Here is a 12,045-nt window from a genome sequence, read left to right on the forward strand (position 1 = left end):
GCTCAGTTGGCCGGGCCGATGCTGCTGCCGACGCCGCCGCCGGAGGCCGCGTCGGTGACCGAACGGATGCCCTCGGTGATGCGGTCCATGTCGGCCAGGGGCGGGCCGTCCTCGCCGGCGTCGAAGACGTAGCGGACGACGACGGGGGACTCGGTGCCGACGCTGGACGGGAAGACCAGCGACTGCACGTAGCCGCCGGGTCCCTCGGCGGTGGTGACGCGCCAGCGCACGAAGTACCCGGCCCGGCCCGCCACCGCGACCTGGCCCGACTTCACGACCTCGTGGGACTCGATGCCGCCGTAGGGGCGGTCGCCGACCGGGTCGCGGTCGAAGGCCTCGTCGGCCGCGTCGGGGATGTCCTCCTCGGCGAGCAGCCGGGGCGACTTCCCGTCGCCGCCGGTCACCGTGCGGGAGATGACGAGGCCGTGGCGGCAGACGGTGCCCTCGCCGGGGCAGTCGTAGGTGCCCTCGTGGTCATGACGACATCGTCCTCGGCCACGTGCTCGGGCGGGACCCAGCCGTCGGGGAGCGGGAAGGTGATGCCGTTGAGCTGGTCCTCGACCACGCCCGGGTCGGCGGTCGGGGACTCGGAGGTGGACGGCGACGGGGTCTGCGGGGCGGGGGCCGCGGTGGTGGCCTCGGGGCCGGCCCCCGCCTCCGGGTCGCCGCCGTCCCCGCCGAGGAACACGGCGCCGGTGACGACCGCGGCGACGAGCACGGCCGCCGCGGTGGTGAGCGCGACCGCCCTGGCGCGGCCGGTCCCGCCGGCGTCCGCGGCGCCGCCCGGTGACGGGGGCACCGGACCGGCGGGGGCCTGGGGTGCGCGCCGGTGCTCGGTCCAGGCCGTGCCGTCCCACCAGCGTTCCAGGTGCGGGGCGTGCGGGTCCGGGTACCAGCCGGGCGGGGGCGTCATGCTCATCCCGGCACTGTAGGACGCGCGCTACAGCGGTGTGACGTACGCCCCCGAGATTCCGCCGTCCACCAGGAAGTCGGTGGCGTTGACGAAGGAGGAGTCGTCGCTGGCCAGGAAGGCGACGGCGGCGGCGATCTCCTCGGCCTCGGCGAACCGGCCGAGCGGGATGTGCACCAGCCGGCGGGCCGCGCGCTCGGGATCCTTGGCGAACAGCTCCTGGAGGAGCGGGGTGTTGACCGGGCCCGGGCACAGGGCGTTGACGCGGATGCCCTCGCGGGCGAACTGCACGCCGAGTTCCCGGGACATGGCGAGGACGCCGCCCTTGGAGGCGGTGTACGAGATCTGGCTGGTGGCCGCCCCCATCCTGGCCACGAAGGACGCGGTGTTGATGATGGAGCCCTTGCCCTGGCGCCGCATGTAGGGGATGGCGGCCTTGCAGCACAGGTAGACGGAGGTGAGGTTGACCTCCTGGACGCGCTTCCAGGCGTCGAGCCCGGTCTCCAGGATGGAGTCGTCGTCGGGCGGGGAGATCCCGGCGTTGTTGAAGGCGATGTCGACGCTGCCGTAGGTGTCGTACGCGGTCCGGAACAGGGTCTCCACCTGCTCGGGGTCGGTGACGTCGACGTTCACGAAGATCCCGCCGGTCTCCTCGGCGACCGCCTTGCCGCGTGCCGCGTCGACGTCGCCGCAGACCACGTGCGCTCCCTCGGAGGCGAGCCGGCGGGCAGTGGCCAGGCCGATGCCGCTGCCCGCGCCGGTGACGACGGCGGTACGGCCGACCAGGCGGCGGCAGATGTTCTCTTCGCTCATGAGCGGTCAGGCCTCCGTGCTGATGAAGACGTTCTTGGTTTCGGTGAAGGCGGCCAGCGCGTCCGGGCCGAGTTCGCGCCCGACGCCGGACTGCTTGAACCCCCCGAAGGGGGTCCAGTAGCGGACGCTGGAGTGGGAGTTGACGGACAGGTTGCCCGCGCGGACCGCCTGGGAGACGCGCAGGGCGCGGCCGGCGTCCCGGGTCCAGATCGAACCGGACAGGCCGTAGTCGGTGGCGTTGGCCAGGCGTACGGCGTCGGCCTCGTCGTCGAAGGGGAGGACGACGGCGACGGGACCGAAGACCTCCTCGACGGCGACGCGTGCGCGGGGGTCGACGCCGGTGAGGACGGTGGGCGGGAACCAGTGGCCGGGGCCTTCGGGGGCCTTGCCCCGGATGCCGTCGAGGTCGCCGGTGACGTAGGAGCGGACCCGGTCGAGCTGGGTCCGGGAGATCAGCGGGCCCATCTGGACGTTCTCGTCGGCCGGGTCGCCGACCCGGACGGACTCGATCGCCGGCGCGAGGAGTTCCAGGAACCGGTCGTGCACGCGACGCTGGACGAGGATGCGGGTGCGGGCGCAGCAGTCCTGGCCGGCGTTGTCGAGGAAGGACATGGGAGCGGCGGACGCGGCGGTCTCCAGGTCGGCGTCGGCGAAGACGATGTTGGGGCTCTTGCCGCCGAGTTCCAGGGTGACGCGCTTGAGGTGCGCCGAGCCCTTGGCCCACACCTGTTTGCCCACGGCCGTCGACCCGGTGAACACGATCTTGGCGACGCCGGGGTGCTCGACGAGCGCGTCGCCGGCGACCGGGCCGTGTCCGGGAAGCACCTGGAACAGGCCTTCGGGGAGCCCGGCCTCCAGGGCGAGTTCGGCCAGGCGCAGGGCGGTGAGCGGGGTGGTCTCGGCGGGTTTCAGGAGGACGGCGTTGCCCGCGGCGAGCGCCGGCGCGGTGCCCCAGGCCGCGATGGGCATCGGGAAGTTCCAGGGGGCGATCACCCCGACGACGCCGAGCGGTTCGAGGAAGGTGAGGTTCACCCCGCCGGGGACCGGGATCTGGCGCCCGGTCAGGCGTTCCACTCCCCCGGCCGCGTAGTCGAGCAGGTCACGGACGTTGCCGGCCTCCCAGCGGGCGTTGCCGATCGTGTGGCCGGCCTCGCGGACCTCCAGACGGGCCAGTTCGTCGATGTGCTCGTCGACGGTGGCGGCGAACCGGCGCAGCAGCCGGGCCCGGTCGCCGGGGGCGAGGGCGGCCCAGGCGGTCTGCGCCCGGGTGGCGCCTGCGACGGCGGCGTCGACGTCGGCGGGGGTCGCGGCCGGGACGGTGGCGATCACCTCCTCGGTCGCGGGGTTGCGTACCTGGAGTTCAGGGGACTGGTCGGACAAGAAGGGCCTCACATGCGTTCGAAGGAGCGGCGCAGCTCCCAGTCGGTGACCGCGGCGTCGAAGGCGTCGGTCTCGACGCGCGCCATGTTGCGGTAGTGGGCGACGACTTCGTCGCCGAAGGCGTCCTTGGCGATCGCGCTGTTCTCCCACAGCTCGGCGGCCTCGCGCAGGGTGGTGGGGACGTGCTCGAAGCCGGCGGTGTAGGCGTTGCCGGGGCAGGGCTCGGGCAGCTCCAGCTTCTGCTCGACGCCGTACAGGCCTGCGGCGACCATGCCGGCGACGGCGAGGTGCGGGTTGACGTCGCCGCCCGGGAGCCGGTTCTCGAAGCGCAGGGAGCGGCCGTGGCCGACCACGCGCAGGGCGCAGGTGCGGTTGTCGCGCCCCCAGGCGACGGCGGTCGGGGCGAAGGAGCCGGGCTGGAACCGCTTGTAGGAGTTGATGTGCGGGGCGTAGAGCAGGGAGAACTCGCGGAGCGCGGCGAGTTGCCCGGCGAGGAAGTGCCGCATCACCTCGGACATGCCGCCCGGGTCCCGCTCGGTGCCCGCCATGGCGTTGGTGCCGTCGGCGTCCGCGAGAGAGAGGTGGATGTGGCAGGAGTTGCCCTCGCGCTCGTTGTACTTGGCCATGAAGGTGATCGAGACGCCCTCCTGGGCGGCGATCTCCTTGGCACCGGTCTTGTAGATCGCGTGCTGGTCGCAGGTGACCAGGGCCTCGTCGTAGCGGAAGACGATCTCGTGCTGGCCGGGGTTGCACTCGCCCTTGGCGGATTCGACGGTGAGGCCGGCCCCGGCCATCTCGTTGCGGATACGGCGCAGCAGCGGCTCGATGCGTCCCGTGCCGAGCACGGAGTAGTCGATGTTGTACTGGTTGGCCGGGGTGAGGCCGCGGTAACCCGCGTCCCAGGCCTGCTCGTAGGTGTCCTTGAAGACGATGAACTCCAGCTCCGTGCCGACCTGGGCGGTGAGTCCGAGCTCGGTCAGACGGTCCAGCTGGCGGCGCAGGATCTGGCGGGGTGCGGCGACGACCGGGGAGCCGTCGTCCCAGGCGAGGTCGGCGATCACCATGGCGGTGCCCTCGTTCCACGGCACGCGGCGCAGGGTGGTGAGGTCGGCGTGCATGGCGAAGTCACCGTAGCCGCGCTCCCAGGAGGCCATGGCGTAGCCGTCGACGGTGTTCATGTCGGCGTCGACGGCGAGCAGGTAGTTGCAGCCCTCGGTGCCGTGCCGGAGCACCTCGTCGAGGAAGAAGCGGGCGGCGAACCGCTTGCCCTGGAGCCGCCCTTGCATGTCGGGGAAGGCCAGGACGACAGTGTCGATCTCACCGCCGGCGACGAGGGCGTGCAGCTCCTCGACACCGAGCGGGGGTGTGCGGTCTGCCACGGGAGAGCCTCCTCGGGCTTCTTCGGTCAGCCGGGAGCCATAAGGTATTGCGGAGAACCATTGCTTGGGAAGGGGGCACGGCCATATGCCGGAAGAAGCGGTCGGCGCGGTCGGTGACCGCCTGGCACCGGTGCTGCGGCAGGTCCGCGCGGGCAACGGTTTCGAGGAGGCGCTGGAGCAGATCCTGCAGGTGGTGCGGCTGGGCCTGGTGCCGGGCGGGGAGCGGCTGCCGGCCGAGCGGGAGCTGGCGGAGCGGCTGGGCATCAGCCGGGTGACGCTGCGCGAGGTGCTGAAGGTGCTCCAGGACCAGGGACTGGTGGAGTCGCGGCGCGGCCGGTACGGCGGCACGTTCGTGCTGCCCCGGCCGACGGACACGGGCGAGGCGGAGCTGCGGCGGCGGATCGCCGAGATCGACATCGAGGACGTGCTGCGCTTCCGGGAGGTGCTGGAGGTCGGCGCGGCGGGGCTGTGCGCGGCGCACGGGCTGACGGACGAGCAGGCGGCGCGGCTGCGCGAGGCGCTGTCCGGCACGCGGGACGCGCCCCTGGGCGACTACCGGCGGCTGGACACCCTCTTCCACCTCACCCTGGCCGAGCTGTGCGGCTCGCCGACGCTGACCGCGCAGTACGCGGCGGTGCGGGCGACGGTGAACGACCTGCTGGACTGCATCCCGCTGCTGGTGCGCAACCTGGAGCACTCGCAGCGCCAGCACGCCGCGCTGGTCGAGGCGGTGCTGGAGGGTGACGCGGACGGGGCGCGGGAGATGATGCGCGAGCACTGCGCGGGGACGGCGGCGCTGCTGCGGGGGTTCCTGGCGTGAGGGCGTGACGGGCACGGGGGGTGTGACGGGCACGGGGGGGGTGTGACGGACACAGGAGGTGTTACGGACACAGGAGGTGTTACGGACACGGGAGGTGTTACGGACACGGGGGGTGTGAGGTCGTGAGGTCGTGAGGGCGTGACGCGCCTCGGACCGGGGCAGGGTTTACCGCGGCTCAACGCACGGGGCTTGCGCTCACACCGTTCACGCCACGAAGGTATGGGCCCACAAAGGTCTGGATCCGTTCCATTGCCCCCTTCCTCGCCGCAGCCCCCTGGGGAGTCGCCCCGTGAGCCTTCCATCCGCGTCCCGTGAACCCGCCGATGCGGCGGACGACTATCTGGAGCGCAGGACACTGCGCCGCGGCAGCGCCGGCTGGCTGCTGCTGACCGGGCTGGGCGTCGCCTACGTCGTGTCCGGTGACTACTCGGGCTGGAACTTCGGCCTGGCCGAGGGCGGCTTCGGCGGCCTGGCGATCGCCCTGGTGCTGATGGGCGCCATGTACACCTGCATGGTCTTCGCCCTCGCCGAACTGTCCTCGATCCTGCCCACGGCCGGCGGCGGTTACGGCTTCGCCCGCCGGGCGCTCGGCCCGTGGGGCGGGTTCCTCACCGGTACGGCGATCCTCATCGAGTACGTTCTCGCGCCCGCCGCCATCTCCATCTTCATCGGCGACTACGTCGAGTCCCTGGGCCTGTTCGGGCTGGAGTCCGGCTGGCCGGTGTACCTGGCCTGCTTCGTGATCTTCATCGGCATCCATCTGTGGGGCGTCGGCGAGGCGCTGCGCTTCAGCTTCGTCGTCACGGGCATCGCGGTGGCGGCGCTGATCGTCTTCGCCCTGGGGGCGCTGCCCGAGTTCGACGCCTCGTCGCTGGACGACATCCCCGTGGACTCCTCGGCGTTCGGCGCGAACTCCTGGCTGCCGATGGGGCTGCTCGGCATCTGGGCGGCGTTCCCGTTCGGCATGTGGTTCTTCCTGGGCGTGGAGGGCGTACCGCTGGCCGCCGAGGAGACCAGGGATCCCGCCCGTACGCTGCCGAGGGCGATCCGCTGGTCCATGGGCATCCTGGTGGTGTTGGCCGTGGTGACCTTCGTCGCGGCGGCCGGGGCGCGGGGGCCGGCCGCGGTGCAGGAGGCGGGCAACCCGTTGGTGGAGGCGCTCCAGCCGGACGGCGAGGCGACGACGCTGAGCCGGGTCGTGAACTACGCGGGCCTCGCGGGGCTGGTCGCCTCGTTCTTCTCGCTGATCTACGCCGGTTCGCGCCAGCTGTTCGCGCTGTCCCGCGCGGGCTATCTGCCGAGGTTCCTGTCCCTCACCAGCAGCCGCAAGGCGCCGTACCTCGGGCTGCTCGTGCCCGGCGCGATCGGTTTCGCGCTGGCCGCCGGGACGGGCAACGGCGCGCGCATGCTGAACATCGCCGTCTTCGGCGCGACGATCTCGTACGCGCTGATGTCGCTCTCCCACATCGTGCTGCGCCGCCGCGAGCCGGAACTGCCGCGGCCGTACCGCACGCCCGGCGGTGTGCTCACCTCCTCGGTGGCGCTGGTGCTGGCCTGTGCGGCGCTGGTGGCGACGTTCCTGGTGGACGTGACGGCGGCGTTCATCGCGCTGGCCGTGTACATCGTGGCCGTGGCGTACTTCGGCCTGTACAGCCGCAGGCATCTGGTGGCGAAGGCGCCGGAGGAGGAATTCGCGGCGTTGGCGGCGGCCGAGGCAGAGTTGTCACGGGACTGAGGAAAAGGGAGGTGCGGCATGGCGGCCAGGCCCCTGATCGGCATCAGCACGTACGCGGAGTCCGGTGTGCGCTGGGGCGTGTGGCAACTGGACGCCGCGCTGCTGCCGGCCGGGTATCCGCGGCTGGTGCAGCGGGCGGGCGGACTGGCCGCGATGCTTCCGCCGGACGCGCCGGAGCAGGCCGCGCCGACCGTGGCCCGGCTCGACGGCCTGGTCATCGCGGGCGGCCCCGATGTCGAGCCGGTCCGCTACGGCGCCGAGTCCGACCCGCGCACCGGGCCGCCCGCCCGGGCTCGGGACGCCTGGGAACTCGCCCTGATCCGGGCGGCCCTGGACCGCCGGATCCCGCTGCTCGGGATCTGCCGCGGCATGCAGCTGCTGAACGTCGCGCTGGGCGGCACCCTCGTCCAGCACATCGACGGCCACGCGGAGGTGCCGGGCGTCTTCGGCCGTCACCCGGTCAAGCCGGTACCGGGCACGCGCTACGGCGCCCTCGCCCCGGAGCAGACCTCCGTGCCGACCTACCACCACCAGGCGGTGGACCGCCTCGGCGAGGGCCTGATCCCGTCGGCCCACGCGGAGGACGGCACGGTGGAGGCGATCGAGCTGCCCGCGTCCGGCTGGGCCGTGGGCGTCCAATGGCACCCCGAGATGGGTGACGACCTGCGGGTGATACGGGCACTGGTCGCCGCCGCCCGGCCCCGTCCGGCGGCTACCGCCGAAGACACCGGGACACCGCCGGCCCCGTGACACCCGGATTCGCACCGCGCCCACCGGTCGACACCACCCGCACACCGGCGGGCCGCACCCTGGGCCCGGCCCCCGCACCGGAAGCCGAACGCCGCCCCCTGACCCCCGCCCGCACGACCACGACCGCCCCGCCGGCACGGGCAGCCGACCCGCCAGGCAGGCAATGCCGCCGAAAACCGGCCGACACCACCCGCACCCCGACCGGCCACACCCGCACCCGCACCTCGCACCCCAGGAGCCGGCCGACACCGAACGCCGGACATCCGGCTCCGGGCCACCCCCCGGACGCGAAAAGCGGCCCCAGGCCCACGACCCGCGAACCGGCCGACACCACCCGCACCCCGACCGGCCGTACCGCCGTACCGACCGTACCGGCCGCACCGCGGACAGCGGCTCCCGCGTCCCAGGGCCGGGCGGCGGCGCCCCGCCCACGCGCCGGACGCCGGGCCGGTGGCTTCGGTCGCCACGACAGGGGCGGCTGGTCTCAGGCGCGGGTCAGGGACAGCAGCTCTCTCGCCGGGCCCGTGGGGCGGTGGCCCGTGGGCCAGACCGCGCGCAGGTCGCGGGCGAGGGCGATGCCGTTGACGGGGATGCGGACCAGGCGGCGCATCGCCAGTTCCTCGCCGACGGCCAGTTCGCTGAGGACCGCCGGGCCGGCCCCGCTGACCGCCGCCGCCTTCACCGCGGTCGTGGAGGACAGCTCTATCAGCGGGCGGGCCAGCCCGCCCAGGGCGGAGTCCAGGACCTGGCGGGTGCCGGAGCCCTTCTCCCGCAGGATCAGGGGGGTGGTCGCCAGTTCCTCCGCGGCGAGCGGGCGCCTGCGGCGCGCCCAGGCATGCGTCGGCGCCGTCACGACGATCAGCCGGTCGTGGGCGATCACCGCGGAGTCCAGCCCCGCCGGCACCGTCAGCCCCTCCACGAAGCCCACGTCCGCCTCCCCGGACACCAGCCGCTCCGCCACCGCCGCCGAGTTCCCGGCGAGCAGCGACACCGCCGTGTCCGGCCGCTGCGCGCGCAGCGCGAGCAGCCAGCCCGGCAGCAGGTACTCGGCGATCGTCATGCTCGCCGCCACCCGCAGCCGCGAGTCCCTGCGGTCCCGCAGCGCCTGCGCGCCCGCGTCGAACGCCTCCGCCGCCTCCACGATCCGCCCCGCCCAGTCGGTGACCAGCGCTCCCGCGTCGGTCAGCCGCGATCCCCGCGGTGAGCGGTCGACCAGGGCCACCCCGAGCTGCCGTTCCATGGACCGGATCCGGCTGCTCGCCGCGGGCTGGGTGATGCCCAGCTCCCGCGCCGCTCCGCCCAGACTCCCCAGCCGCGCCACCGCGAGCAGCAGCTCCAGCGCCCCGAGATCCGGCACCCGGTGGGCCAGGGATCCGGTGCTCACCGGCCGGTCGTCGGCGTGATCTTCCGTCCTGCTCATAAGGCCAGCTTATGCGGCCATAGGGGCAAAGTCCCTGGTGACGCCCCTCCCCCGGTACGACCGTATGACCATGGTCCTCACCACCGCACGACCCCGGCTCACCACACCCGTCCGTCACCTCGGACCGAACTGGTACGCCTGCGTCATGGGCACCGCCGTCGTGGCCGCCTCGGGTGCCGTGCTCCCCGTGCGGGTTCCCGGCCTGCGCACCGCCCTCACCGCCGTCTGGGCCCTGTCCCTGGTCCTCCTGCTGGCCCTGCTCGCCGCCCGCGCCCTGCACTGGGCCCACCACCGCGACCAGGCCCGTGCCCATCTGCTCGACCCGGCCGTGGCCCCGTTCCACGGCTGTCCGTCCATGGCCCTGCTGGCCGTCGGCGGCGGCGCGCTCTCCGTCGGGCGGGACTGGATCGGGCCCGGTCCGGCCGTCGCCCTGGACGCCGTGCTGTTCACCGCCGGTACGGCCGTCGGGCTGGCGGCCGCCGTGGCCGTCCCGTACCTCATGGCCGTACACCACCGCCTCACCCCCGAGCAGGCGACGCCCGCGTGGCTCCTGCCCCTGGTCGCGCCCATGGTGTCCGCCGCCCTCGGGCCGCGTCTGGTGCCGCACCTGCCGCCGGGGCAGCCCCGGGAGACCCTGCTGCTCGCCTGCTTCGCGCTGTTCGGGCTCAGCCTGCTCGCGACCCTGCTGATGCTGCCCCTGGTCTTCGCCCGGCTGATCACCGGCGGCCCGCTGCCGCTCGCGCTCACCCCGACGCTGTTCCTCGTGCTCGGCCCGCTGGGCCAGTCCACCACCGCCGTCGGCGCGTTCGCGGACGTCGCCCCCGGTGTCGTACCGGCACCGTACGACCAGGGCTTCGGGCTCCTCGCCGTCCTGTACGGGGTACCCGTGACGGGCTTCGCGCTGCTGTGGCTCTGCCTCGCCACCGCCCATGTCGTGCGGGCCCGCCGCCAGGGGATGCGCTTCTCGATGACCTGGTGGTCGTTCACCTTCCCGGTCGGCACCTGTGTCACCGGCGCCGCGGCCCTGTCCCGGCACACCGGGCTCCTCGTCTACGACGGGCTGACCGTCCTCCTCTACGCCCTCCTCGTCGCCGCCTGGGCCACCGCCACGCTGCACACCGTGCGCGGTCTGGTCAGCGGCGCGCTGCTCGCAGGGCCCGGTCCAGCACCGTCGGTGCCTCGGCCAGCGACGGCCCGTACCAGGTCAGATGCCGCCCGCTGACCAGCGCGCAGGGCACCCCGGGGAAGGCCTCGGGGCCGTCGTCGGCGGTGAAGCGGTACGGCTCGTCGGGGAGCACGACGAGGTCCGGTTCCGCCGCGCGGAGTGCGTCGAGCGGGATGCGCGGATAACGCTCCGGGTGGGTCGCGTACAGATGGCCGACGCCGAGCCGGGACAGCAGGTCGCCCGCGAAGGTGTCCCGGCCCAGCACCATCCAGGGCCGCCGCCAGACCGGCACGACGGCCGTCCTCGCCTCCGGGGGCGCGGACAGGGCGTCCCAGGCGGCCTCGGCCCCGTCCAGCCACCGGGGCCGCGCCGTGACCCCGCACGCCATGAGTACCCGGGCCAGCTCGCGGAAGGCCTGCGGCAGCGTCCGCACCTCCGTCACCAGCACCTCCAGGCCCGCCGCGCGCAGGGCCGCCAGATCGGGCTCGCGGTTCTCCTCCTCGTTGGCGATCACCAGATCGGGGGCGAGGCCGATGATCCGGTCCACCTCCGGATTCTTCGTACCGCCGACGCGCACGACGTCCAGCCCGGCCGGATGCGTGCACCAGTCCGTGGCGCCGGCCAGGGAGCCGGGGGCGGAGAGCGCCACCGCCTCCGTCAGCGACGGGACGAGGGAGACGATCCTGGCCGGACTCATCGGCGCGGCTTGTCCCGCACCGCCTCGATGTGATCGGCGACGGCGACGACGAGCAGCCGCGTCTCCGGCACCGTGGCCCGCCAGCGGTGCCGGACGCCTCCGGTGAGGTACAGGGTGTCGCCCCGGCCCAGGCGGTACGCGCGGCCCTCCGCCTCGATCTCCACGGCGCCGTCCGCCACGTACATCAACTGGTCGTTGCGGAACTGCAGTTCACGGCCGGCGTCGTGGTCGCCGGTGAACTCCGAGGCGTGCATCTGGTGGTGACCGCGCACCAGGGAACGCACCTGCGGATCGGGCACCGGCTCGCCGCCGGCCCCCTCGGCGCGGACGACGTCCACGCTGCACGCCGGATCGGCGGCGGCCAGGAGCTCCACGGCGGTGGTGCGCAGGGCGTCCGCGACCTTCTCCAGTGAGCTCTGGCTGGGACGCGCGCGCTCGTTCTCGATCTGGCTCAGGAACGGGACCGACAGGCCGCTGCGCTCGGCCACGACGGCGAGGGTGAGCTCCAGCGCACGGCGTCGTCGTCGCACGGCCGCGCCCACCCGCAGGGGCTGTTCCTTGTGGTCGCCCATCGCTCCGGCTCCCTCCTTCGCCGATTGTCCCGCGCCCCGTGCGCCGATCTCGCGGCGCACTCCTTCTGTCGAGTTGTCTGCACCCTACGCAGGTTCGGCAAACCGTTCAGAAGCCTGTCACGTCGCCGTCATACGCGAGCGGTGCCCACCTCACAGTTCGCGCCGGCCGCCCGACGGGCCCCTCGGTTCCCCGTGCGTGCGATACGGGGTGTTCTCGCCATTGTTCCTCGGGCCCGGCGGAAGGTCACGGGGAAGTTCGGGGAGGACATCGCGCTCCGTGGTTGTCCGGATCCCTGTCGTGTTCCCGCGCGGCTCGGGACACGACCGGCTCGAAGATGACCCGAGGGGCGGGCCCGGCCGCACCGTCGGGTGCGGTTCCGGGCCCGCCCCTCGTGGGCTTGCCG

At 73.6% G+C, this 12,045-nt stretch carries 10 protein-coding genes and 1 pseudogene; 4 read left to right on the forward strand and 7 right to left on the reverse strand.

Features of this window, described 5'->3' with window-relative positions; genetic code table 11:
• Positions 1-2: 2 nt before the first annotated feature.
• The 4 genes and pseudogenes from IE178_RS06345 to IE178_RS06360 form a co-directional block, all read right to left on the reverse strand.
• A pseudogene (locus IE178_RS06345) lies at positions 3-913 on the reverse strand (DUF2510 domain-containing protein).
• A 27-nt stretch (positions 914-940) separates the two neighbouring features.
• Positions 941-1,723 (reverse strand): 3-oxoacyl-ACP reductase, encoded by a 783-nt coding sequence (locus tag IE178_RS06350; RefSeq protein ID WP_193511573.1) that lies wholly within the window; start codon positions 1,721-1,723, stop codon positions 941-943.
• Positions 1,724-1,729: 6 nt separating this feature from the next.
• Entirely contained in the window at positions 1,730-3,103 is a 1,374-nt protein-coding gene (locus tag IE178_RS06355) for an aldehyde dehydrogenase family protein (RefSeq protein ID WP_184765556.1), read from the reverse strand.
• Positions 3,104-3,111: 8 nt separating this feature from the next.
• Positions 3,112-4,482 carry a glutamine synthetase family protein gene (locus IE178_RS06360; RefSeq protein ID WP_193511574.1) on the reverse strand — a complete coding sequence of 457 codons (1,371 nt, stop codon included), beginning with the start codon at positions 4,480-4,482 and terminating at the stop codon, positions 3,112-3,114.
• 85 nt (positions 4,483-4,567) lie between these two features.
• On the opposite strand from IE178_RS06360, the gene IE178_RS06365 reads away from it, so the two are divergent.
• From IE178_RS06365 to IE178_RS06375, 3 genes are all read left to right on the forward strand, one after another.
• Positions 4,568-5,302, forward strand: coding sequence for a FadR/GntR family transcriptional regulator (locus IE178_RS06365; RefSeq protein ID WP_193511575.1), 735 nt, complete (start codon positions 4,568-4,570; stop codon positions 5,300-5,302).
• 289 nt (positions 5,303-5,591) lie between these two features.
• Complete coding sequence (gene eat, locus IE178_RS06370) at positions 5,592-7,037, forward strand: ethanolamine permease (protein ID WP_184765553.1); 1,446 nt, start codon at positions 5,592-5,594, stop codon at positions 7,035-7,037.
• Positions 7,038-7,055: 18 nt separating this feature from the next.
• Positions 7,056-7,787: a gamma-glutamyl-gamma-aminobutyrate hydrolase family protein gene (locus IE178_RS06375; RefSeq protein WP_184765552.1), complete on the forward strand. Its 732-nt coding sequence runs from the start codon at positions 7,056-7,058 to the stop codon at positions 7,785-7,787.
• A 484-nt stretch (positions 7,788-8,271) separates the two neighbouring features.
• Here the strand turns inward: IE178_RS06375 and IE178_RS06380 are convergent, their stop codons facing one another.
• The gene (locus IE178_RS06380; protein WP_184765551.1) at positions 8,272-9,207 is read right to left on the reverse strand and encodes a LysR family transcriptional regulator; all 936 of its coding nucleotides are present in this window, start codon (positions 9,205-9,207) and stop codon (positions 8,272-8,274) included.
• Positions 9,208-9,277: 70 nt separating this feature from the next.
• Here IE178_RS06380 and IE178_RS06385 point away from each other — a divergent pair, with 70 nt between their 5' ends.
• Complete coding sequence (locus IE178_RS06385; RefSeq protein ID WP_193511576.1) at positions 9,278-10,429, forward strand: TDT family transporter; 1,152 nt, start codon at positions 9,278-9,280, stop codon at positions 10,427-10,429.
• Here the strand turns inward: IE178_RS06385 and IE178_RS06390 are convergent.
• Positions 10,341-11,069 carry a helical backbone metal receptor gene (locus IE178_RS06390; protein WP_184765549.1) on the reverse strand — a complete coding sequence of 243 codons (729 nt, stop codon included), beginning with the start codon at positions 11,067-11,069 and terminating at the stop codon, positions 10,341-10,343. The genes IE178_RS06385 and IE178_RS06390 overlap by 89 nt on opposite strands.
• Positions 11,066-11,641 carry a helix-turn-helix domain-containing protein gene (locus IE178_RS06395; protein ID WP_184765548.1) on the reverse strand — a complete coding sequence of 192 codons (576 nt, stop codon included), beginning with the start codon at positions 11,639-11,641 and terminating at the stop codon, positions 11,066-11,068. The genes IE178_RS06390 and IE178_RS06395 overlap by 4 nt, the downstream gene beginning before the upstream one ends.
• Between the last annotated feature and the right edge of the window lie 404 nt (positions 11,642-12,045).

Origin of the sequence: Streptomyces griseoloalbus (assembly GCA_014650015.1) — a bacterium.
Taxonomy (GTDB): domain Bacteria; phylum Actinomycetota; class Actinomycetes; order Streptomycetales; family Streptomycetaceae; genus Streptomyces; species Streptomyces griseoloalbus.